Annotated in this window: 22 protein-coding genes and 1 tRNA gene; 16 read left to right on the top strand and 7 right to left on the bottom strand. The window is 65.5% G+C overall.

Going from position 1 to position 20,675, the window contains the following annotated elements; genetic code table 11:
- Positions 1-19: 19 nt before the first annotated feature.
- Positions 20-493: a MarR family winged helix-turn-helix transcriptional regulator gene (locus PIN01S_RS06345; RefSeq protein WP_084334512.1), complete on the top strand. Its 474-nt coding sequence runs from the start codon at positions 20-22 to the stop codon at positions 491-493.
- 3 nt (positions 494-496) lie between these two features.
- On the opposite strand, the gene PIN01S_RS06340 is transcribed toward PIN01S_RS06345, so the two are convergent.
- A complete protein-coding gene (locus PIN01S_RS06340; RefSeq protein ID WP_084334510.1) occupies positions 497-1,870 on the bottom strand; it encodes a dicarboxylate/amino acid:cation symporter in 1,374 nt (457 codons plus the stop codon).
- Between the two features lie 143 nt (positions 1,871-2,013).
- Positions 2,014-2,493: a GNAT family N-acetyltransferase gene (locus PIN01S_RS06335; protein ID WP_084334508.1), complete on the bottom strand. Its 480-nt coding sequence runs from the start codon at positions 2,491-2,493 to the stop codon at positions 2,014-2,016.
- Between the two features lie 157 nt (positions 2,494-2,650).
- On the opposite strand from PIN01S_RS06335, the gene PIN01S_RS06330 reads away from it, so the two are divergent.
- Positions 2,651-2,727: transfer RNA gene (locus PIN01S_RS06330), tRNA-Arg, on the top strand.
- A 158-nt stretch (positions 2,728-2,885) separates the two neighbouring features.
- On the opposite strand, the gene PIN01S_RS06325 is transcribed toward PIN01S_RS06330, so the two are convergent.
- Positions 2,886-3,536: a gamma-glutamylcyclotransferase gene (locus PIN01S_RS06325; protein ID WP_084334506.1), complete on the bottom strand. Its 651-nt coding sequence runs from the start codon at positions 3,534-3,536 to the stop codon at positions 2,886-2,888.
- Positions 3,537-3,890: 354 nt separating this feature from the next.
- Here PIN01S_RS06325 and PIN01S_RS26710 point away from each other — a divergent pair, with 354 nt between their 5' ends.
- The 7 genes from PIN01S_RS26710 to PIN01S_RS06295 all read left to right on the top strand — a co-directional run bounded on the left by PIN01S_RS26710 (position 3,891) and on the right by PIN01S_RS06295 (position 8,821).
- Complete coding sequence (locus PIN01S_RS26710) at positions 3,891-4,055, top strand: hypothetical protein (protein ID WP_169715792.1); 165 nt, start codon at positions 3,891-3,893, stop codon at positions 4,053-4,055.
- 145 nt (positions 4,056-4,200) lie between these two features.
- Positions 4,201-4,620, top strand: coding sequence for a hypothetical protein (locus tag PIN01S_RS06320; protein WP_084334504.1), 420 nt, complete (start codon positions 4,201-4,203; stop codon positions 4,618-4,620).
- Between the two features lie 74 nt (positions 4,621-4,694).
- A complete protein-coding gene (locus PIN01S_RS06315) occupies positions 4,695-5,009 on the top strand; it encodes a hypothetical protein (protein WP_084334502.1) in 315 nt (104 codons plus the stop codon).
- Between the two features lie 11 nt (positions 5,010-5,020).
- Complete coding sequence (locus PIN01S_RS06310) at positions 5,021-6,436, top strand: TolC family protein (protein ID WP_084334500.1); 1,416 nt, start codon at positions 5,021-5,023, stop codon at positions 6,434-6,436.
- A gap of 17 nt (positions 6,437-6,453) precedes the next feature.
- Positions 6,454-7,863 carry a multicopper oxidase family protein gene (locus PIN01S_RS06305; RefSeq protein ID WP_084334498.1) on the top strand — a complete coding sequence of 470 codons (1,410 nt, stop codon included), beginning with the start codon at positions 6,454-6,456 and terminating at the stop codon, positions 7,861-7,863.
- A 23-nt stretch (positions 7,864-7,886) separates the two neighbouring features.
- A complete protein-coding gene (locus PIN01S_RS06300; protein ID WP_084334496.1) occupies positions 7,887-8,393 on the top strand; it encodes a cupredoxin domain-containing protein in 507 nt (168 codons plus the stop codon).
- Positions 8,394-8,476: 83 nt separating this feature from the next.
- Positions 8,477-8,821, top strand: a complete 345-nt coding sequence (locus PIN01S_RS06295; protein WP_084334494.1) for a copper-binding protein — start codon at positions 8,477-8,479, stop codon at positions 8,819-8,821.
- A 196-nt stretch (positions 8,822-9,017) separates the two neighbouring features.
- Here PIN01S_RS06295 and PIN01S_RS06290 read toward each other — a convergent pair whose 3' ends face one another.
- Positions 9,018-9,458 carry a YqaA family protein gene (locus tag PIN01S_RS06290; protein ID WP_084334492.1) on the bottom strand — a complete coding sequence of 147 codons (441 nt, stop codon included), beginning with the start codon at positions 9,456-9,458 and terminating at the stop codon, positions 9,018-9,020.
- Positions 9,459-9,535: 77 nt separating this feature from the next.
- Here PIN01S_RS06290 and PIN01S_RS06285 point away from each other — a divergent pair, with 77 nt between their 5' ends.
- The gene (locus tag PIN01S_RS06285; RefSeq protein ID WP_084334490.1) at positions 9,536-9,877 is read left to right on the top strand and encodes a hypothetical protein; all 342 of its coding nucleotides are present in this window, start codon (positions 9,536-9,538) and stop codon (positions 9,875-9,877) included.
- A gap of 21 nt (positions 9,878-9,898) precedes the next feature.
- The gene (locus tag PIN01S_RS06280; protein WP_084334489.1) at positions 9,899-10,219 is read left to right on the top strand and encodes a four-helix bundle copper-binding protein; all 321 of its coding nucleotides are present in this window, start codon (positions 9,899-9,901) and stop codon (positions 10,217-10,219) included.
- Between the two features lie 166 nt (positions 10,220-10,385).
- Here PIN01S_RS06280 and PIN01S_RS06275 read toward each other — a convergent pair whose 3' ends face one another.
- The gene (locus PIN01S_RS06275) at positions 10,386-10,718 is read right to left on the bottom strand and encodes an Arc family DNA-binding protein (RefSeq protein WP_084334488.1); all 333 of its coding nucleotides are present in this window, start codon (positions 10,716-10,718) and stop codon (positions 10,386-10,388) included.
- A gap of 553 nt (positions 10,719-11,271) precedes the next feature.
- Between PIN01S_RS06275 and phnN the strand changes: the two genes are divergently transcribed.
- Together phnN and phnP are read left to right on the top strand one after the other, a co-directional pair.
- Entirely contained in the window at positions 11,272-11,826 is a 555-nt protein-coding gene (gene phnN / locus PIN01S_RS06270) for a phosphonate metabolism protein/1,5-bisphosphokinase (PRPP-forming) PhnN (protein ID WP_084334487.1), read from the top strand.
- Positions 11,817-12,566 (top strand): phosphonate metabolism protein PhnP, encoded by a 750-nt coding sequence (phnP, locus tag PIN01S_RS06265; RefSeq protein ID WP_084334486.1) that lies wholly within the window; start codon positions 11,817-11,819, stop codon positions 12,564-12,566. Before phnN ends, phnP begins: the two co-directional genes overlap by 10 nt.
- 118 nt (positions 12,567-12,684) lie before the next feature.
- On the opposite strand, the gene PIN01S_RS06260 is transcribed toward phnP, so the two are convergent.
- Positions 12,685-13,152, bottom strand: a complete 468-nt coding sequence (locus PIN01S_RS06260) for an Lrp/AsnC family transcriptional regulator (RefSeq protein WP_084334485.1) — start codon at positions 13,150-13,152, stop codon at positions 12,685-12,687.
- A gap of 202 nt (positions 13,153-13,354) precedes the next feature.
- Here PIN01S_RS06260 and PIN01S_RS06255 point away from each other — a divergent pair, with 202 nt between their 5' ends.
- The 3 genes from PIN01S_RS06255 (at position 13,355) to PIN01S_RS06245 (ending at position 19,481) form a co-directional block, all read left to right on the top strand.
- On the top strand, positions 13,355-16,822 hold the full coding sequence (locus PIN01S_RS06255; protein WP_084334483.1) for an indolepyruvate ferredoxin oxidoreductase family protein: 3,468 nt from the start codon (positions 13,355-13,357) through the stop codon (positions 16,820-16,822).
- Positions 16,823-16,945: 123 nt separating this feature from the next.
- Positions 16,946-18,004 (top strand): Glu/Leu/Phe/Val dehydrogenase dimerization domain-containing protein, encoded by a 1,059-nt coding sequence (locus PIN01S_RS06250; protein ID WP_084334481.1) that lies wholly within the window; start codon positions 16,946-16,948, stop codon positions 18,002-18,004.
- A gap of 76 nt (positions 18,005-18,080) precedes the next feature.
- The gene (locus PIN01S_RS06245) at positions 18,081-19,481 is read left to right on the top strand and encodes a sodium-dependent transporter (protein ID WP_084334479.1); all 1,401 of its coding nucleotides are present in this window, start codon (positions 18,081-18,083) and stop codon (positions 19,479-19,481) included.
- A gap of 195 nt (positions 19,482-19,676) precedes the next feature.
- Here PIN01S_RS06245 and PIN01S_RS06240 read toward each other — a convergent pair whose 3' ends face one another.
- Positions 19,677-20,033, bottom strand: coding sequence for a hypothetical protein (locus tag PIN01S_RS06240; protein ID WP_084334477.1), 357 nt, complete (start codon positions 20,031-20,033; stop codon positions 19,677-19,679).
- Positions 20,034-20,675 lie beyond the last annotated feature (642 nt).

Genomic DNA, 20,675 nt, shown 5'->3' with positions numbered 1-20,675 from the left:
GTTGGATGAAGCGTGCTGTATGTCAGAATTAATAGTTTCGACTGAAACTGAATTGTCATCGATCAAGGGCTTCGAACAGTCCTTGTTCCAGGCCCTGCGGCGTTTGCAGCAGGCGGGCGAGGTGCATGCCAAGCGCCTGGCCCGCTACGGTGGCCTGACGCCCATGCAGTTGCTGGTGTTGCAGGTGCTCAACAGCGAAGGGCGGCTGACCGCCAGTTCGCTGTGCGGCAAGGTCAGCCTGAGCGCGGCGACGCTGTCGGGCATGCTCGACCGCCTGGAGGAGCGCGGCCTGTTGCAGCGCCAGCGCGACGACCAGGACCGGCGCAAGCAATGGCTGCACATCAGCGAGGCCGGGCGGGCCCTGTTGCATGAGGCGCCGCCGTTGCTGCCACCGGAATTCCGCGCTCGTTTCGCCGCGCTGCCGGAGTGGGAGAGGCACGGGCTGACCGCGGCGCTGTTGCGCGCCGCGGAGCTGTGCGGGGATGTGGAGTAGCCGTTACTCGGCCGGAGAGGGGCGGAAGGCGGGAGCGCTGTCTGCGGAGGACGGGCTCGGCTGGTCCACCAGGCCCGAGCGCTCGGCCACGGCATAGGTGCAAACCAGGTCGCCGGTGACGTTGTTGCAGGTCTCGAACATGTCGAGGATCGGGTTGATGCCGAGGGCCAGGGCGACGATCACGGCGATCTGCTCCGGCGCCAGGCCCATCGCCTGGAGAATGATGAACAGCAGCATCAGGCTGCCGCCCGGCACGCCACCGGCGCCGATGGAGGCCAGCACGGTGGTGAGCACCAGCATCAGCAACTGCGTGGCGCTGAGGTCGACGCCGAAGATATTGGCGGCGAGGATGGCGAACATCGGCAGGTGCACGCAGACGCCGTCCATGTTGATGGTGGCGCCCAGCGGCAGGGAGAAGGAGGCCAGTTCGTTCTTCACCTTCAGGTCATGCTCGATCACTCGCAGCGACACCGGCAGGGTGGCGGCGCTGGAGCGGGTGATGAAGGCAGTGATCATCGGCTCCTGCAGGTACTTGTAGACCTGCAGCGGATTGCGCCGGGTGGAGACCCACAGCAGGGCCGGATAGACCACCAGCACCATCACCAGAACGCCGGTGATCACGCCCAGGGTGACGTTGACGTAGGGGCCGGCGATGCTCGGGCCGTACAGGCCGAAGTTCACCACCGACAGGGCGAAGACGCCGACCGGGGTGTATTCGAGAATCCAGTCGACCATCTTGAACACCGCATCGCGCGCCGCTTCCAGGCTGTCGAGCAGACGCTGCACGGCGGCCTTCTGGGTTTCGCCGGCGTCGCCGTCGAGCAGTACGCGCAGGGCCAGGCCGAAGAAGATGGCGAAGACGATGATGGCCAGGAAGTGCCCTTCGGACAGTGCATGGAAGGGGTTCTCGAACATGCTCAGCAGCAGGCCCATCGGCCCGGCGTTACTGTCGGCCTGGGCCACCAGGCTCTCCGCCTCGCCCTTGACGCCACCGACCAGACGCTCCCAGCCGGCCAGGTTGCTGCCTTCGCCGGGGTTGAAGGCGAGCGCCACCAGGGTGCCGATGACGGCGGCGAGGAACGAGCAGAGCAGGTACCAGGCGATCACCTTCACGCCGATCTTGCCAAAGCGCGCCAGCGGCAGGCTGGCGGCGCCGGTGATCAGCGAGAGCAGGATCACCGGCACCACGATCATCTTCAGCAGGCTGACCAGCAGGCTGCCGAACGGCTGGACGTAGGGGATGACGCGCGCGGTCAGGTCGCTGTCCTGGGTGCCGGCGTACCACAGCCCGATGCCGACCAGGGAGCCGAGCAGGAAGCCGGCGAAGATGCGCATCAGCAAGGGAGTGCGCAGGTAAGCGGAGAAAACTGCCTTCATGGGGGTTGCCCTCTGACGTGTGGGGGAAGCCACGGCGTCCCGCAGCTGCCGAGCGGACGAAGGCGGATGGGCCCACGCCGCAAAAAAGCGGCGATTCTAACGGGCCGGTCAGTTTCGCGGAAAGCGCAGTGCGTCGAATTCGGTCAGGACAGCGACAACGCCAGGCTGATGCCGTGGGGCCGATAGCCCAGGGCCTCGTAGAAGCGGTGCGCGGCCTCGCGGTCGCGGTGGGTGGACAGTGCCAGTTTGTAGCATCCCCAGGCGCGGGCGCGCTCGGCGGCTTTTTCCATCAGCGCCCGGCCGACGCCGAGTCCCCGCGCCCCGGCATCCACCACTACGTCCTCGACCACCGCCGAGCGGGCGAAGTCATGGGCCAAGTGCTCGATCAGGTTCAGGGTGCAGGTGCCGAGCAGCTTGCCGTCGCGCTCCGCCACCAGCACTTCGCGACTGGCCGGCAGCTCGGCGAGACGCAGGGCGAGCAGGGTCGGATCGGGGCGTGGGTCCTGTTCGCCGAGCTGTTGCAGCAGGTCGGCCAGCCGGTTGGCATCGCCGGGGCTGGCGGCGCGTACGCTGAAATGGACGAAGGGCGAGTCGGGCAGGGCGCTGGGGTCGACGGCAGGCATGGCGGGCTCTCCGTGGGGCAATCGACAGAGTATGGTCGCGCTGCGTGGCGACGGCATGACAAAATCGCCCGGTCGTTAGAGGCTGTTGGCGTTGCGCGGTCACGCGGCTTGCGTCGAAACCTCAACAGACCCTAACATGCGCCCCCGTTATCGCTGTGTCCCAGTAGCTCAATTGGATAGAGCGTCCCCCTCCTAAGGGGAAGGTTGCAGGTTCAATTCCTGCCTGGGACACCATCTCGTGAAAAAGCCCCGCGCTGCTCAGGCAGGCGGGGCTTTTTCGTTTTCGCATGGCCTATTGCCTCGCTACCTGTGACGCCCACCACCCGATAAACGCCACGGATCAGGGCGATCAGCCGGGCTCCTGACATCCAGCTCGCACCTGCCCAAATCCGTCACTCGCTGACGCGTTCGGGGCAGCAGCGGGCCAGGGTTGCTTCCAGGTTGAAGTCCGGCATGGCGTGGGCGCGCAGGGCGCTGACGGTTTGTTCCACATAGTCGCGGGTGGTGCCGAAATGTCCGCAGGCGGTGGCGAAGACCCGGCTGAGCACGCTGTCCGGCTGCAAACCGGCGTAGCTGGGCAGGTGCCGTTGCAGGACGAAGCCGAGGGCGCGTACCTGGCTGCCGTCTTCCAGACGGCAGTTCAACCATTCCGGACGGTAGGAGGCATCCGGCATTTCCCGCTGCCAGAGCGCCAGCAGGTGTTCCTCCAGGCCGGCCTCGGGCAGGCGGTAGGCGAAGCCGGAGCAGGAGCCGCCGCGGTCCAGACCGAGCACCAGGCCGGGGTTTTCCGGCGTGCCGCGGTGCAGCATGGACCACAGGTACAGACCGCGATGGTAACCGTGCACCCGTGCGCGCCGGGCTTCCACCGAGGGGCAGGCGGGACGCCAGATCAGCGACCCATAGGCGAACAGCCAGACAGGCCCCGCCCCGCGTTGGCGCATGGTGTTTTCCAGGGATGCCTGCAATTCGGCGCAGGTGAGCTGCCGGGGCAGCCCGAGTGCCGGAGGGTAGAGCGAACAGGAGAAGGGAGCGTGGTCGTTCATGCGAGAAAACTGCGGCACGGATGACACTTCAATGACTGCATGAAGCACGCCAGCGTCACAGCGGCGCATGACCGTTCGGCGGCTTGCGTTCCCGGCGTCGCCAAGATGGCCCAAATGGGCGGGGTTATTGCTTCCGATGGTTCTGTCGTCAACGGACCGTCCCTTCGTCGATCGGCATCAATCCACCGACGGCCGTTTGGCTGGAAAAGGCAGTGGCGCTCCCTGAGCGGGTCCATACTTGGATTACGTCCCGGTATCGGATGGCGTTCCAACGATGCCACCGCGACGGTACGGCGAAGACGCGAAAGGGGCACCCATGCAGTATCCGGACAGGTTTCGGAAGGAGAATGTGCCATGCAACTTCCTTATTTCGACATCGAGCGACTGCCCGATCCGTTGTCCCGCGCTGAGCCGGACACACGGCAGAAGCATGCGGCCAACGAACCACGACCGGCGCCGCGGGTAACGACCAAGGCCGATCAGGAGCAACCGGGCACCGGGCGGACACGTCCAGAGTGATGTGCGTGTGCCGGCCGTCTTCGCGACGATCCGGTCTGCGACGAATGCCGGGCGACACATTACTTTTCTGTCAGGTTTGCCACGAGCCAGGGAAGTCGATGCATAATGCGGCTCATCGTTCGTTGCCGGCTCCTGACTGCCTCCCATGACCCTGACGGCTTCCCTACGCCTCGCGCTGCTCTGGATACTGATGCTGACGATGCCTCTCAAGGCCATCGCGGCGGTATCCATGCCGTTCTGCGGAGTGGGTGAGCACCATCGTGACGCTGTCCAGGCGAGTGCCCCGGCCCATGCCCATGGCTCGGAGGCAAAACACGCGCACGAGCACGGCCAGCCCCAGGCGACTTCCGCTCAGCCGGATTCGCCACCGGCGGGACATGATGGCCACTTGGCTGGCAATGCCTCCTGTAGCCTCTGCTCCGCCTGCTGCCACGCCGGCATGACCACCACCACGCTGCACGATTCCCCCATCCTGCCCGATGCCCCCCTGGCGGTTGCTGCCTTCGTGTCCTTCGCCGGCTTCATCGGCGAAGCGCCCGAACGTCCCCCGAGAACTCTCGCCTGAGTCCCGGCGCGCCTGGCGCGCGCCCCCTTTGCCGGCACGAGACCGGCGACCGACCCCTTGCGAGAGAGACATTCATGCTTCGTCATGCCTTACCCGAATTGTGGGCGCTGGCTTGCATTCCGCTGCTCAGCCTGAGCGCGTCGATTCATGCCGAGCCGGACCCGCGCGACGCCGGCGCTGCCGTGCCCGAGGCGGTCTACCGTTCGCCGCTGGCCGACTACCGCCGCTTCGAAGAACCCGCAGAAGTCGCCGACTGGCGCGCCACCAACGATACCGTCGGCCGCATCGGCGGCTGGCGCACCTACGCCATGGAAGCCTACCAGGAGGATGCCGCCGAGCCCGAGACCGGTGCGGAATCCAGCGGGCATTCCGGCCACATGCAGCACTGAGGAGCCACCCCATGCGTGTATCGAATCCACGCCGCGGCGGCCGCCTTGCGCTGATTGCCGTGGCCCTGCTTGGCCTCGGAGGCTGCGCCGGCTTCTCGAAGGACGGCGGATTTTCCAGCGTCGAGCGGACCGCCGGCGAGCGGCTCGACAAAGAGGTGGTCTGGGCCCGTTCGGACAGCGAGCGCGAGCAGTTGAAGCAGCGGGTCGGCGAACTGCTGGCCAAGCCCCTGAGCGTCGACGACGCTGTGCAGGTCGCCTTATTCAACAACCCTGGCTTGCAGGCGTCGTTCCATGAGCTGGGCATTTCCGAGGCCGATCTGGTACAGGCCGGACGGTTGCCCAATCCCGGTTTCTCCTTCGGCCGCCTGACCAAGGGCGACGAAGTGGAGCTGGAGCGCGGCGTGCACCTGAACGTCGCGCGCCTGATCGCCCTGCCCATGACCCGGCGTATGGAGGCCCGGCGCTTCGAGCAGGTCCAGCGGGAGACCAGCCTGCGTGTGCTCGAACTCGCCGCGGAGACCCGCAAAGCCTATTACCAAGCCGTCGCCGCCGAAGAGAGCCTGCGCTACATAGGCAAGGTCAAGGAGGCCGCCGATGCCAGCGCCGAACTGGCCCGGCGCATGGCCGAGGCGGGCAACTTCAGCACGTTGCAGCGGGCCCGCGAGCAGAGCTTCTATGCCGATGCCAGTCTCAACCTGGTTCGCGCCGAGCAGGCCCGCACCGCCGCGCGGGAGCGCCTGATCCGGCTGCTCGGGCTGTGGGGCGAGCAGACGGCCTTCCAATTGCCGGAACGCTTGCCCGACCTGCCGGAAAACGCCGACGATCTGCCGGACATCGAACGTACCGCCATGGCCAGCCGCCTCGACATCGAAGCCGCGAAGCTCGGCGCCGAAAGCCTGGCGAAGAACCTCGGGCTAAGCAGGGCCACCCGTTTCGTCAACGTGCTGGAACTGGGCGCGGTGCACAACTCCTCCAACGAGGAGCCGACCCAGCGCGGCTACGAGATCAGCGTGGAGCTGCCGCTGTTCGACTGGAGCGGTGCGCGTGTGGCCAAGGCCGAGTCGCTGTACCGACAGGCCCTGGAGCGCACCGCCGAGACCGCCATCAATGCCCGTTCGGAAGTGCGCGAAGCCTACTTTGGCTACCGCTCGGCCTACGACATCGCCCGTCATTACCGCGACGAGATCCTGCCGCTGCGCCAGCGCATCGCCGAGGAAAACGTGCTGCGCTACAACGGCATGCTGATCGGCGTGTTCGAACTGCTCGCCGACGCCCGCACGCAGATGGCCAGCGTCAACGGCTACATCGAAGCCCTGCGCGATTTCTGGATCGCCCGCGCCGACCTGGACATGGCCCTGGTCGGCAAACCCAGCCTGTCCGCTTCCTCCGGCGTCGAAATGGCCGCCGAAGCGCCTGCCGGTCATTGAACAGGATTGCGATAACTATGGTTTCACGACGTGATTTCTTTCTTGGTGCCGGCGCCATTACTGCGGCGGTGGCCGCTTCTTCGGTCAGTCGAACGGCGATGGCCGGGCTGCCCGAGATCGTTTCCCAGGGCGGGCCGGACACCCAGCCGCCGCTGCAGCCGAAGAACGGCGCGCCGTACCGCCCGGTGGTCACCCTCAACGGCTGGACGCTGCCCTGGCGGATGAACAACGGAGTCAAGGAGTTCCACCTGGTCGCCGAGCCGGTGGTCCGTGAGATGGCGCCCGGCTTCAAGGCCCACCTGTGGGGCTACAACGGCCAGTCGCCGGGGCCGACCATCGAGGTGGTGGAGGGCGACCGCGTGCGCATCTTCGTTACCAACCGCCTGCCGGAACACACCAGCATCCACTGGCACGGCCAGCGCCTGCCGAACGGCATGGACGGGGTTTCCGGGCTGACGCAGAAGGCCATCCAGCCGGGCAAGACCTTCGTCTACGAGTTCGTCGCGCGGCGGCCCGGCACCTTCATGTATCACCCGCACGCCGACGAAATGACCCAGATGGCCATGGGCATGATGGGCTTCTGGGTGACCCACCCGAAGGAGCCGCACCCGCTGATCGAGGAGGTCGACCGCGACTTCTGCTTCCTGCTCAGCGCCTACGACATCGAGCCGGGCAGCTTCACGCCAAAGATCATGACCATGCTCGACTTCAACCTATGGACCTTCAACAGCCGGATCTTCCCCGGCATCGACCCGCTGGTGGTGCGCAAGGGCGACCGGGTGCGCATCCGCGTGGGCAACCTGACCATGACCAACCACCCGATCCACCTGCATGGCCACGAGTTCGAGGTAACCGGTACCGATGGCGGCCCGGTGCCGAAGAGCGCACGCTGGCCGGAGGTGACCACCGACGTGGCGGTGGGGCAGATGCGCCAGGTCGAGTTCATCGCCGACGAGGAGGGCGACTGGGCGCTGCACTGCCACAAGAGCCACCACACCATGAACGCCATGGGGCATGACGTGCCGACGATGATCGGGGTGGACCATCGCGGCTTGGCGAAGAAGATCACCGGCCTGATTCCCGACTACATGGTGATGGGCGAACGCGGCATGGCCGACATGGCCGAGATGGAAATGCCGCTGCCGGACAACACCGCACCGATGATGACCGGCGACGGCCCGTTCGGCTCAGTGGAGATGGGCGGCATGTTCACTGTGCTCAAGGTCCGCGCCGACCAGCAGCCCGGCGACTACCGCGACCACGGCTGGTACCGCCACCCCGAAGGCACCGTGGCATCCGAATGGCGCGGCGTGCTGGCCGAGCCGGCGCGCTCGTCCAGAGCGGGCGGGCAGTCGATGCCCCGCCAGCAGGCCTCGCCGGATGTCGAAGTGAATGTACGCAAGCCCGCCGGGCATACCGATCACTGAACGTGAAAGAGAGAGCAGAACCGATGAAACGAATCCGCAAAATGGTGGCCCCTGCGTTGATGCTGGGGGCTTTGGGCGGTGCCGCCCAGGTCCATGCCCATGGCGATCAGGCCGGCTCCGGCCATGCCAAACCGGTGGTCAAGGAACAGAAGGATTGGGGCATCGCCGGCGAACGCAAGGAGGCCGACCGCACCATCGAGGTGAGCATGTCCGACGCCATGCGCTTCAGCCCCGACTTCATCAAGGTCAAGGCGGGCGAGACGGTACGTTTCGTCCATCACAACGATGGCCAGGTGATGCACGAGTTCGTCATCGGCACCAAACCGGAACTCGACGAGCATGCGGCATTGATGAAGAAGTTTCCCGGCATGGAACACGACGAGCCCTACATGGCCCACGTCGCCCCGGGCAAGCGCGGCGAGATCGTCTGGACCTTCAACCGGCCGGGTGAATTCCACTTCGCCTGCCTGATTCCCGGCCACTACGAGGCGGGCATGGTTGGACGGATCAAGGTCGTGGCTACCAAATGAATGAGAGGCGGTCGGCGGGCATCTGCCGACCCTGGGTTTTTGACGCGGGGCATCGTGCGCCCGCGAGAAGTAGGAGAGAACCGATGAAAGCACTGATGACTGCCACACTGCTCGCCGTTGGGCTGGCGCAACCGCTCTGGGCCCAGGCCGCCGAGACCGTCGACCACTCGGCTCACACGGGCCACATGCAGTTGGCGCAGAACGAGGAGATGAACCAGGGCGAAGTACGCAAGGTGGACGCCGCGGCGAAGAAGATCACCCTGCGCCACGGCCCGCTCAAGAGCTTGGGCATGCCGCCCATGACCATGGTCTTCCGCGTTCGCGACGCCGCGCTGCTGGAAGGGCTCAAGCCGGGCGACAAGGTTCTGTTCCAGGCCGAGCAGGAAGGCGGCGCCATCGTCGTCACCGAGATCAAGCCGGCGCAGTGAGGCTGTTGGGGGGATTCATCTGCCTGGCGAAACTGCGCCGGGCGAATGAATTCGCCCCTACGCACGGGGCCTCATGCAATAGGGGCGGATTTACTGTAGGAGCCAGATCTGCTGGCGAAGCTTTTGGGTGTCCCATTCGCGGGCGGATTTATCCGCCCAGCGGTGCCTCGAATGAAGAGGTCCCTGTGCACAGCCCTTATCCCCACCCCATCGTCACCGCCGCCAACACTAGATAGCGCACCGCCTTGGCCAGGGCGACGATCAGAAGGAAGCTTGGCAGCGGCTCGCGCATGACCCCGGCGATCAGCGTCAGCGGGTCGCCGACGATGGGCAGCCAGCTCAGCAGCAGCGACCAGCGCCCGTAGCGGTGATACCAGCGCTGCGCACGCGCCAATTGTTCCGCATTGGCCGGAAACCAGCGGCGATCGCGGTAATGCTCGATGGAGCGGCCGAGCAGCCAGTTCACCAGCGAACCCAGGGTATTGCCGCCGATTGCCGCGGCGAGCAGCCCGGCGGTCGAATAATCTCCACTCAGCAGCAGGACCACCAGCGCGGCTTCCGACTGCGCCGGCAGCAGGGTCGCCGCCACCAGCGCCAGCAGGAACAGGCCCGCGTAAGCGGACGGTTCGCCTAGCACGACCGTTCAGCCATCGAGGAAAACTTCGCCGGAGCCGGGCAGTCCACCCTTAGGTCCGAACCATTGCCGGAGGACGGATGCCAACCCGTATGCCGTTGCTCATCATGCTGGTGCTGCTGGCGGGCGTACTGCTGACCGCCGAGATGCAGGCGCAGTGCCTGGCGGCGCCACCGTGCCGGGAAACCCTGGCACACCAGAGTGCCCATGCGACAGCGCATCGGGGCATGCACGCCCCGGCCTGCACGGCAGGTCATTGCTGTCTGGTCGCGGCGATCCCGAACGACACTCCGCCACTGACCGCATCGACGGCGATCTTCGCCGTGCCGGACGAGCCCGCTCACTACGTACCCCCGCATCCCCTGTTGCCGGATCGTCCCCCCTGGGCGCTGGCCTCTGGCACCCATCCATTTACTCGATGACCGAATGACGGGAGACCCCCCATGAATTTCGATACCTGTATCCAGGCCTGCCGCGATTGCGCCCTGACCTGCGAGAACTGCGCCGCATCCTGCCTGCGCGAAGACAATGTGCAGATGATGGCACGCTGCATCCAACTGGACCTCGATTGTGCGGCCATGTGCCAATTGGCGGCGGTGATGATGACCCGGCAGAGCCCCTTCGCCAAGCGCTTCTGTGCCCTGTGCGCGGAGGTTTGCCAAGCCTGTGGCGAGGAATGCGCCAAGCATGAGGCGGGTCATTGTCAGGCCTGCGCCAAGGCCTGCATGAGCTGCGCCGAGGAATGCCGCCGCATGGCGGCCTGAGGCGAGGGCCGGCGCAGGGAGCGCCGCGCCTGGTTGGCCGAGCCGGGCGGATCTGCGATGCCGTCCCGCCGGGTTTGGCCACCGTTCTGTCGGATGAAGACCGGTCCGATTTCATCAGGCACAAAAAAGCCGGCGCAATGCCGGCTCTTTCGCTGTTACGGCTCGATCAGGCCGTCGCCTCTTCAGCGGCCATTTCCATGTCATGGGCGATCAGCGCGACCAGCGCATTCTGCTGTCGACGCGAAAGCTGACGGAAGCGCTGCAGAAGCTCGCGTTCATGCAGGGACAGCTCCGGGCTGTCCAGACGCATGTTCAGGTCATCGCCCAACGAACCTTCCTGAATCAGGCTTTGTTCGAGGCGAGCGATGATCTCGGAGTTCATGCTGCGGTGGTGGTTACGCGCCACATCGGCGATGCGCTCACGCATCCCGTCGGGCAAGCGGACGACAAACTTGTCAGCCGTGCGGCTGGAATAAATAGCCTGTTTCATAGGGCGCATATTTTTCAGGACCGGTTAGTTCAATGAAGTGAATGCTGGCGATCAGCTATTGGACAGTCACCGGTTTGACCATCCTTGCAGCAAGTCGTTCACCGGACATCACTATTGGCGTGGTTATGACCGTGGGTCAGCCAAACGGTTCCTTGACGTCAATTACGTGTCATAGTGTGGTCCATGTAAAGGCTTTTTGCCAGCACCGATTATCAGGAAATGAGAGTCGGTCAGCAAAATCCGCCTGATTTGCTCGGAATTATGGCGCCGATGTGCTGCGCTTCGCAGCCCACTTATTTTCCGGTCGTGGCTATCCCGTGCTTTCCAGCGCCTCTGGCCACCTCGCTCCCGGAAACTTTTTCATCGTTTTACCCGACAAACGGCATATCGCCAGCTACCAGTGGCGCGATGCCTGTATGTGCCTGTCGCGCGCCCAGCCGTCGCGGGAAGCGCTGCCATCGGCGAGGGCACGCTATGATTTGGCGCGGTACCGCCGAACGAGTTCCTCTATATAAGGAAGGCCAGCCGCAATGTTCCCTGTCGATCGAGAGCCGGAACGCACATGAGTCGACTGATTTACCTGATGGGCCCGTCCGGGGCGGGCAAGGACAGCCTGTTGCAGGCCGCGCGCCCGCTGCTGGAAGCACGCGGCGGCCGGATCGCCCGCCGGGTGATTACCCGCTCGGCCGAAGCGGTCGGCGAAGAGGCGCGGTCGGTGACGCTGGAGGTATTCGAACGGCTGGAAGAGCAGGGTGCCTTCGCCATGAGCTGGCGCGCCAATGGCTTGGCCTATGGCATTCCCCGGCAGATCGACGATTGGCTGGCGGCCGGCCACGATGTGCTGGTCAATGGCTCGCGGGCCTACCTGCCGCAGGCCCGAGCCCGCTATCCCGACCTGCTGGCGGTGATGCTCTGCGTCGATTCGGCCGTCTTGCGTCAGCGCCTGCTGGCGCGGGGACGGGAATCCTCGGCGGAAATCGAAGCGCGCCTGGCGCGCAACGCCATCTTCGCCGTTGGCCTGGAGGATGACGTGGTCCTGCTGGACAACTCCGGCGAACTGGCAACCACCCTCGCGTCGCTTCTCGCCCTGCTCGGCGAGGCACGGGTATGCGCCTGACCCTGCTGGGCACCGGCGATGCCCGCCAGGTGCCGGTGTACAACTGCGCCTGCGTGGCCTGCGATACGGCCAGGGTCTATCCGCAGCGGCGCCGCGGCCCGTGCTGTGCCCTGGTCGAATGCGGTACCCAGCGCTGGTTGATCGACGGCGGGCTCACCGACCTTACCGAACGCTTTCCGCCGCACAGCCTGAGCGGCATCCTGCAGACCCACTATCACGCCGATCATGCCCAAGGGTTGCTGCATCTTCGTTGGGGCCAGGGCTTGCAGATTCCGGTACACGGCCCGACGGACCCGGACGGTTTCGCCGACCTTTACAAGCATCCCGGCATCCTCGACTTCTCCCAGCCGTTCGCGGCCTTCGAGCGGCGCAAGCTGGGAGAGTTGACGGTAACCGCCGTGCCGCTGGTCCATTCCAGGCCGACCTTCGGCTACCTGCTGGAGGGCGGCGGCCGGCGCATTGCCTACCTTACCGATACCATCGGCCTGCCCGACGACAGCCTGGCGCTGCTACGCCGGGACCCGCCGGATGTGCTGGTGCTGGACTGCTCCATGCCGCCGCAACCCCAGGCGCCGCGCAATCACAACGACCTGACCCGCGCCCTGGAGGTAATCGCCCGGGTGCAGCCAGGGGAGGGTGTCCTGACTCATATCGGCCACAGCCTCGACGCCTGGCTGCTGGACCGTCCCAATGCGCTGCCGGCGAATGTCAGCCTGGCGCAGGATGGGCGGATGCTCTGAGATAGCCCCACAGGCGGGCGAATGAATTTGGCCCTACTGATTCGCGCTGTGTAGGAGCCAGCTCTGCTGGCGCAAGGCTTCGCGGATGAATGCCACCCGTACAACGCCCGACGAGGCGTCAATCCAACGGCAATTCCGTGGTGCGCTTCACCTCGCTCATGGCGATATTGGAATGCGCCTCCTGCACGTGCGGGCGCTGGAGCAGGTGATCGCGGAGGAAGCGTTCGTAGGCGACGATGTCCTTGGCCACCACCTTTAATAGATAGTCCGAGCTGCCGGCCATGGTGTAACACTCCAGCACTTCCGGGTAGCCGACGATGGCCTGTTCGAACTCGTCCAGGTTGTTGCGGCCATGGGCCGAGAGCTTGACGTTGACGAACACCGTCATGCTCAGGCCGAGGCGCTGGGGATTGAGCAGGGCGACCTTGCGCTCGATCAGCCCTTCTTCCTGCATGCGATGGATGCGCCGCCAGCAGGGCGATTGGGACAGCTCCACCTTCTCGGCGATTTCCGCCGCCGAGAGGTCGGCGTCGTGCTGCAGCAGGCGGAGAATCTTGCGGTCGAGGCTGCTTAATTTTTCCTGCATGAATGTTCCTGGTTTTTTGTTTTTGTTGGAAAGCTCATGCGCAATATTGGCTTTTTGGCCTCGATTTAGAAAGAAAAAATCGGTACCGCCCAGTCATAGTTTTAGCCAGCCGTCCGCTCCGGCGATCCCGGGGCAGGTCGAATCATGATGGCAACCCACCGTTTGCCATCCAAGGTCGCCATAAAAATAAAAGGAGCGCCCGATGTCTCTGGCCGAGATCCGCCTGGATGACAAGTACCGCCTCGAAACCGGTCACCTCTATCTCACCGGCACCCAGGCGCTGACCCGCCTGCCGATGCTGCAGAAGCAGCGTGACAAGGCCCACGGCCTGAATACCGCCTGTTTCATCTCCGGCTACCGGGGTTCGCCGCTGGGCAATCTCGACAAGAGCCTCTGGGAAGCCAAGTCCTTCCTCCAGGACAACCACATCCATTTCCAACCCGGCGTCAATGAAGAACTGGCCGCCACTGCCGTCTGGGGCAGCCAGCAGACCAGCCTCTTCCCCGGTGCCCGCTACGACGGCGTGTTCGCCATGTGGTACGGCAAGGGGCCGGGCGTGGACCGCTGCGGCGACGTGTTCAAACACGGCAACTCGGCCGGCGTTTCCCCGCATGGCGGGGTGCTGTTGCTGGCCGGCGACGACCACGGCTGCAAGTCCTCCAGCATCGCCCACCAGAGCGAGCACGCCTTCATCGCTGCGTCGATCCCGGTGCTGAACCCGGCCAATGTCCAGGAAATCCTCGACTACGGCATCATCGGCTGGGAGCTGTCGCGCTACAGCGGCTGCTGGGTGGCGCTCAAGACCATTGCCGAGAACGTCGACTCCTCCGCCGTGGTGGACGTCGATCCGCTGCGCGTCGAGGTGAAGATTCCCGAGGACTTCCAACTGCCCGAAGACGGCGTGCACATTCGCTGGCCGGACCCGCCGCTGGCGCAGGAAAAACGCCTCAATACCTACAAGATCTACGCCGCCCGCGCCTTCGCCCGGGCCAACAACCTGAATCAGGTGATGCTCGATTCGCCGAACCCGCGCCTGGGCATCATCACCACCGGCAAGTCCTACCTCGACGTACGCCAGGCACTGGTCGACCTCGGCCTGGACGACGAACTCTGCGCCCGCGTCGGCCTGCGCGTGCTCAAGGTCGGCATGAGCTGGCCGCTGGAACCGGTGTCCGTGCACGAGTTCGCCGAGGGCCTGGACGAGATTCTGGTGGTCGAGGAAAAGCGCAGCATCATCGAAGACCAGCTCACCGGGCAGCTCTACAACTGGCCGGTGGGCAAGCGCCCGCGGGTGGTCGGCGAATTCGACGAAGACGGCAACTCGCTGCTGCCCAACCTCAGCGAACTGACCCCGGCGATGATCGCCCGGGTCATCGCCAAGCGCCTCGCGCCGATCTACACCAGCGATACCATCCAGGCCCGCCTGGCCTTCCTCGCTGCCAAGGAAAAGGCCCTGGCGGAGCGCAGCTATAACACCGTGCGCACCCCGCACTTCTGCTCCGGCTGCCCGCACAACACCTCCACCAAGGTGCCGGAAGGCAGTCGCGCCCAGGGTGGAATCGGCTGCCACTACATGACCCAGTGGATGGACCGCAACACCGACACCTTCACCCAGATGGGCGGCGAGGGTGCCACCTGGATCGGCCAGGCACCATTCACCGACACCCCGCACATCTTCCAGAACCTCGGCGACGGCACCTACTTCCACTCCGGCCAACTGGCCCTGCGCGCGGCCGTGGCGGCCGGGGTCAATATCACCTACAAGCTGCTCTACAACGACGCTGTGGCCATGACCGGCGGCCAGCCCATCGACGGCGAGTTGCGCGTCGACCAGCTCAGCCAGCAGATCCATGCCGAGGGCGTGCGGCGCATCGCCCTGGTCACCGACGAGCCGGACAAGTACCCGACCCGCGCCACCTTCGCGCCCATCGTCACCTTCCACCACCGCCGCGAGCTGGACGCCGTTCAGCGCGAGCTGCGTGAGTTCAAGGGTGTTTCGGTGATCATCTACGACCAGACCTGCGCCACCGAGAAACGTCGCCGGCGCAAGCGTGGCAAGCTGGCCGACCCGCAGAAGCGCGCTTTCATCAACCCGGCGGTGTGCGAGGGTTGCGGCGATTGCAGCGTGAAATCCAACTGCCTGTCGGTGCTACCACTGGAGACTGAACTCGGCCGCAAGCGGCAGATCGACCAGAATGCCTGCAACAAGGACTTCAGTTGCATCGAAGGCTTCTGCCCGAGCTTCGTCACCGTGCACGGCGGCAGCCTGCGCCAGCCGGAGGCGGTGGGTTTGAATGCATTGTTCATTGCCCTGCCGGAACCGACCCAGCCCACCCTGGAGCGTCCCTGGAACATCCTCCTGCCGGGCGTCGGTGGCAGCGGCGTGACCACCGTCGGCGCGCTGCTCGGCATGGCCGCGCACATCGAAGGCAAGGGCTGCAGCGTGCTCGACCAGGCCGGCCTGGCACAGAAGTTCGGCCCGGTGGTTACCCACATCCGCATCGCCGCCAAACAGGATGACATCTACGCCGTGCGCATCGCCGCCGGCGAGACCGACCTGTTGCTCGGCTGCGACCTGGTGGTGGCCGCCAGCGAAGAGGCGCTGGCCAAGCTCAACGATCATATCGCCCACGCCGTGATCAACAGCCACGAAGCCGCCACCGCCGAGTTCACCCGCAACCCGGACGCCCAGGTGCCCGGCGCCGCCATGCGCGAGGCGCTGATCGACGCGGTGGGTGCCGAGAAGACTCACTTCGTCGACGCCACCCGCCTGGCCACCCGCCTGCTCGGCGACAGCATCGCCACCAACCTGTTCATGCTCGGCTACGCCTACCAGAAGGGTCTGGTGCCGATCTCCGCCGAGGCATTGAACAAGGCCATCGAACTGAACGGCGTGGCCGTGCAGCTCAACCAGCAGGCGTTCCTCTGGGGCCGCCGCGCCGCCCACGACCTGGCGGCGGTGGAGAAACTCGCCAAGCCGGAAGAGCTGGACGAGCCGATTTGCGAGACCCTCGACGAGATGATCCGTTTCCGCGTCGACTACCTCACCCGCTACCAGGACGCCGCCTACGCCGAGCGTTACCGCGCCCTGGTGGAGCGGGTCAACGAGATCGACCCGGACGCCTCGCGGTCGCTGACCGCAGCGGTGGCCCGCTACTACTTCAAGCTGCTCGCCTACAAGGACGAATACGAAGTGGCGCGGTTATACAGCGACGGCGCTTTCCTCAAGCAACTGCAGGCACAGTTCCAGGGCGACTACCGCCTGGAATTTCACTTGGCACCATCCTGGCTGGCCAAGCGCGACCCGCTCACCGGCGAGCCGCGCAAGCGCACCTTCGGCCCCTGGATGCTCAAGGCGTTCGCGCTGCTGGCGCGCTTCAAATCGTTGCGCGGCACCGCGCTGGATGTCTTCGGCTACAGCGCCGAGCGCCGTCTGGAGCGCGAGCTGATCGCCGAGTACGAGCGCAGCATTGCCGACCTGCTGACTCACCTGAACCCGCGCAACTACCGCACGGCCGTGGCCATTGCCGAACTGCCGGAGCAAATCCGCGGCTACGGCCATGTCAAGGAGCGTGCCGTGGCCAAGGTGCGTGAGCAGGAGCGGCAGCTCCAGGCACGCCTGCAGGTCAATGAGTTGAAGGTGGTGCAGCTATTCGAGCCTGCGGCCTGAGACTCACCCAATTCAGCCCCTAAGCCCGCGCAATCCGGAGTAGGACCCTCCCGGATTGCGCTGGCTTATCCGGGCTACGCCCGTTTATCCCGACCCAACCGGAACCACACAGAGGAAAACCCGATGTCCGTGTTCTCTCACGTCGAATTCGACCGCCATGAGCATGTCGTCTTCGGCCATGACAAAACCACCGGCCTGAAAGCCATCATCGCCATCCACGACACCACCCTCGGCCCGGCCCTGGGCGGCTGCCGCATGTGGCCCTACGCCACCGACGAGGCGGCCCTGCGCGATGTGTTGCGCCTGTCGCGCGGCATGACCTACAAGTCGGCGCTGGCCAACCTACCGCTGGGCGGCGGCAAGGCGGTGATCATCGGCGATCCGCGCAGCGGCAAGAGCGAGGCGTTGTTCCAGGCCATGGGCGATTTCGTCGACAGCCTCGGCGGGCGCTACATCACTGCCGCGGACTCCGGCACTGGCGTCGCGGAAATGCAGATCATGGCCCAGCGCACCCGCCACGTGGCCGGCGCCGGCCTGCGCGAAGCCTTCGATGGCGGCACCCGTGACGGCGACCCGTCGCCGTCCACCGCCTACGGCGTGTTCATCGGCCTGAAGGCGGCGGTCAAGCACCGTCTCGGTCGCGATGACTTGCGCGGGCTCAAGGTGGCGGTCCAGGGTGTCGGCCAGGTCGGCTTCGACCTTGCCCGCCAGCTCAAGGAAGCGGGCTCCGAGCTGTGGGTCTGCGACGTCTTCGAGGGCAACCTGCGCCGCGCCTCCGAGCAACTGGGCGCCACCGTGGTTGGCCCGAACGACATCTACGGCCTCGACGTGGACGTCTTCGCTCCCTGCGCCCTGGGCGGCATCATCAACCCGCAGACCCTCGAAGCCCTGCGCGCGCCGGTGATTGCCGGGGCGGCCAACAACCAGTTGGCCGACGCCGAGCTGGCCGAGGAACTGCGCCGTCGCGGCTGCCTCTACGCGCCGGACTATGCCATCAACGCTGGCGGCATCATCGACGTCTGCTACGAGCGCACCGGCGGTACCCCGGCACAGCTCAAGGCACACATCGAAGGCATCGGCGACACCCTGCGGCAGATCTTCGAGCGCGCCGACGCCGAGGGCGCCACCACCAGCGCTGTGGCCGACCGCCTCGCCCACGAGCGCCTGCGCGCCGGCCGCTGATCCCATACGCCGCGCCCGGCAGTCTCCGGGCGCGGCTCGCAGCGATACCCCACTACAACAACAAGAGGGTCAATCCGTGAGTCAAGACAGCATCGCCGCCGGCGCCTACGCCGGCCAAGCCGCTTCCAGCGGCGCTTCCCGAGGGTTGTGGACGAGCCGCTGGGCATTCTTCCTCGCCGCCACCGGTTCGGCGGTCGGCCTGGGCAATATCTGGAAGTTTCCCTATATCACCGGCGTCCATGGGGGCGGGGCGTTCGTCCTGGTCTACCTGGGCTGCATCCTCGCCATCGGCATTCCGCTGCTGATGGCCGAAGTGATGATCGGTCGCGCCGGCCGCAAGAACCCCTCCGACGCGGTCGCCGCGCTGGCGGAGCAATCCGGGGCCAGCCCGCGCTGGCGCTTGGCCGGCTGGGTCGGCGGCTTAACCGGCTTCCTCATTCTCAGCTTCTACGTGGTGGTGGCTGGGTGGGCGCTGGCCTACGTGCCGGCCGCCGCCAGCGGAGGCTTCGTCGGCTTGAACGGGGAGAGCAGCGGCGCGCTATTCGGCGCCCTGCTGGCCGACCCGCTGAAGCTGGCCGTCTGCGCCAGCCTGGTGCTGCTGGCGACCCTGCTGATCGTCGGCTTCGGCGTGCAGCAGGGGCTGGAGCGGGCGGTGCGCTACCTGATGCCGGGGCTGTTCGTACTGCTGCTGATCCTGGTGGGCTACGCCGCGACGCGCGGTGCGTTCGGCCAAGCGGCGGCGTTTCTCTTCGCTGCGGATTTCTCCAAGCTGACCGGCGAGGCCATCCTCGTCGCCCTGGGCCATGCCTTCTTCACCCTCAGCCTGGGTTGCGGTGCGATGATGGCCTATGGTTCCTACCTGCCGGCCGGTACCTCGATTGCCCTCACCTCGCTGCTGGTGGCCCTGGCGGATACCGCCGTGGCACTGTTGGCCGGCCTGGCGATCTTCCCGCTGGTGTTCGCCAACGGCCTGGAGCCGGGCGCCGGGCCGGGGCTGATCTTCGTCACCCTGCCCATCGCCTTCGGCCAGATGCCGCTGGGGCAGGTGGTCGGCGTGTTCTTCTTCGTCATGCTGCTGATCGCCGCGCTGACCTCGGCAATCTCCCTCAGCGAACCCACCATCGCCTGGCTGACCGAACGCTTCCGCATCAGCCGCCTCAAGGCGGTGCTGCTGAGCGGTGCGGCACTCTGGCTGCTCAGCCTGGGCAGCGTGTTCTCGTTCAACCTCTGGGCCGAAGGCACCCTGTTCGGCAAGACCTTCTTCGATTGCCTGGACTACCTCACCACCAACCTGCTGATGCCCCTCGGCGGCCTGGCCACGGTGTTCTTCACCGGCTGGGTGCTCAAGCGCAAGCGGGTCAGCGAAGCACTGAACATCGGCCATCCGGCGCTGTTCCAGGCGTGGTGGTGGCTGATCCGCTTCGTTACCCCGCTGGGCATCGTGCTGGTCTTCCTCAACCTCATCGGGGTGATTTGAGGAAGGGCGATGCGGGGTGGGTTCATCTGCCCGCTGGGCGAATGAATTCGCCCCTTGCAAAAGCTATGGGGTGCACCTTCTACCCCCTCTTCCCGCTGGGGAGAGGGGGCGGAGGCCCGGTCCGACATTGCCCATCCGGATTCCCTTCCATGTAGGGACGAATTCATTCGCAAACGGCTTCGCCGAAGAAGGCGCTCAGGCCAAATCAAGAGTCCTCTCATACAAGCGCAACTCATGGCGTGCCATGGCCAGGTTGGCCTTGGTGCGATCCAGCACCAAATAAAGAAACAGCTTCGGGTCGCATTCGAGCGGGCGAAGGAGGTGGTACTGCCCGGACAGGCTGATCAGTATGTCCTCGGTCGAATCGCTCAGGTTCAAGCTCTCGATCACCTTGCGCTTGGCTCGGATCACCTCGGCATTGCTGGCGGCGGCCGCTTCCAGGTCCACCTGGGCGCCATCACCGGCGAGCAGCAGGCCGCTTTCGCTGTCCACCAGCGCCGCCGCCATGAATCCGGCAATGTCGCGCAAGGGTTCGAGATTCACTTTTGCCATGTAGGTGTTCCTGTCGCAGTGAAGAGGGCATTCGCCTCGAGCAGGCGAAAACCGGGGAGAAGAGGAGAGGAGGGTCGAGCAGCCCGGCAAAGGTTTCGATCGTGTCGGGCGACGGACGCGGCGGGCATTGATATGTCACGGTTTCGGCATCCAACCGCGTTCACCTCGCATCATGACTGGCGAAGTGCTCTACCTTCAGGCAAAGCGCTACCGTGCGAGGGGCGATGCAAGCCCCGCACAATCCACCCGAGGCGGTCGCGATCACTGGAAAAAGTCGTCAGGGCCGTGGCCCATGTCTGGCGTGCGGATACCAACGGGAACTCCGTCCCATCCGGCTGCCGGGAAAGGTGAGACCGTACCTTCATGCCTGGAACTTCGGCATGATATCGGGTGCTCATCCCTGGATGCGTCGGGCTGTCCTTCACGGCCCGAGCGAGCCCCATCGGGGCGTTCCGGCGCTGTCGCTGCCGGATGTGGCGCAACGATTCCACAGCCCTGAGCGGGGACGCAACGCGCGCTTCCTACCGTTGTGACTGGTTCTCCGCTATCGAATCTATTTGTGACATGGTTCCGTTCAGTGTTGTTGAAACGGCTTTATTCGGCGGGTATCGGTTGAGGATAGAGCGCGGTTCGGCGTTAGCC

Source organism: Pseudomonas indica NBRC 103045 (genome assembly GCF_002091635.1).
GTDB classification, from domain to species: Bacteria; Pseudomonadota; Gammaproteobacteria; order Pseudomonadales; family Pseudomonadaceae; genus Pseudomonas_M; species Pseudomonas_M indica.
Note: the sequence above shows the minus strand (reverse complement) of the source record. Positions and strands in the feature narration are given on the sequence as shown.

Excerpts from the sequence above, each read along its gene's own strand:
- PIN01S_RS06345 (WP_084334512.1), top strand. The coding sequence starts at position 20 with ATGTCAGAATTAATAGTTTCGACTGAAACTGAATTGTCATCGATCAAG.
- PIN01S_RS06340 (WP_084334510.1), bottom strand. The coding sequence starts at position 1,870 with ATGAAGGCAGTTTTCTCCGCTTACCTGCGCACTCCCTTGCTGATGCGC.
- PIN01S_RS06335 (WP_084334508.1), bottom strand. The coding sequence starts at position 2,493 with ATGCCTGCCGTCGACCCCAGCGCCCTGCCCGACTCGCCCTTCGTCCAT.
- PIN01S_RS06325 (WP_084334506.1), bottom strand. The coding sequence starts at position 3,536 with ATGAACGACCACGCTCCCTTCTCCTGTTCGCTCTACCCTCCGGCACTC.
- PIN01S_RS26710 (WP_169715792.1), top strand. The coding sequence starts at position 3,891 with ATGCAACTTCCTTATTTCGACATCGAGCGACTGCCCGATCCGTTGTCC.
- PIN01S_RS06320 (WP_084334504.1), top strand. The coding sequence starts at position 4,201 with ATGACCCTGACGGCTTCCCTACGCCTCGCGCTGCTCTGGATACTGATG.
- PIN01S_RS06315 (WP_084334502.1), top strand. The coding sequence starts at position 4,695 with ATGCTTCGTCATGCCTTACCCGAATTGTGGGCGCTGGCTTGCATTCCG.
- PIN01S_RS06310 (WP_084334500.1), top strand. The coding sequence starts at position 5,021 with ATGCGTGTATCGAATCCACGCCGCGGCGGCCGCCTTGCGCTGATTGCC.
- PIN01S_RS06305 (WP_084334498.1), top strand. The coding sequence starts at position 6,454 with ATGGTTTCACGACGTGATTTCTTTCTTGGTGCCGGCGCCATTACTGCG.
- PIN01S_RS06300 (WP_084334496.1), top strand. The coding sequence starts at position 7,887 with ATGAAACGAATCCGCAAAATGGTGGCCCCTGCGTTGATGCTGGGGGCT.
- PIN01S_RS06295 (WP_084334494.1), top strand. The coding sequence starts at position 8,477 with ATGAAAGCACTGATGACTGCCACACTGCTCGCCGTTGGGCTGGCGCAA.
- PIN01S_RS06285 (WP_084334490.1), top strand. The coding sequence starts at position 9,536 with ATGCCAACCCGTATGCCGTTGCTCATCATGCTGGTGCTGCTGGCGGGC.
- PIN01S_RS06280 (WP_084334489.1), top strand. The coding sequence starts at position 9,899 with ATGAATTTCGATACCTGTATCCAGGCCTGCCGCGATTGCGCCCTGACC.
- PIN01S_RS06275 (WP_084334488.1), bottom strand. The coding sequence starts at position 10,718 with ATGCGCCCTATGAAACAGGCTATTTATTCCAGCCGCACGGCTGACAAG.
- phnN (WP_084334487.1), top strand. The coding sequence starts at position 11,272 with ATGAGTCGACTGATTTACCTGATGGGCCCGTCCGGGGCGGGCAAGGAC.
- phnP (WP_084334486.1), top strand. The coding sequence starts at position 11,817 with ATGCGCCTGACCCTGCTGGGCACCGGCGATGCCCGCCAGGTGCCGGTG.
- PIN01S_RS06260 (WP_084334485.1), bottom strand. The coding sequence starts at position 13,152 with ATGCAGGAAAAATTAAGCAGCCTCGACCGCAAGATTCTCCGCCTGCTG.
- PIN01S_RS06255 (WP_084334483.1), top strand. The coding sequence starts at position 13,355 with ATGTCTCTGGCCGAGATCCGCCTGGATGACAAGTACCGCCTCGAAACC.
- PIN01S_RS06250 (WP_084334481.1), top strand. The coding sequence starts at position 16,946 with ATGTCCGTGTTCTCTCACGTCGAATTCGACCGCCATGAGCATGTCGTC.
- PIN01S_RS06240 (WP_084334477.1), bottom strand. The coding sequence starts at position 20,033 with ATGGCAAAAGTGAATCTCGAACCCTTGCGCGACATTGCCGGATTCATG.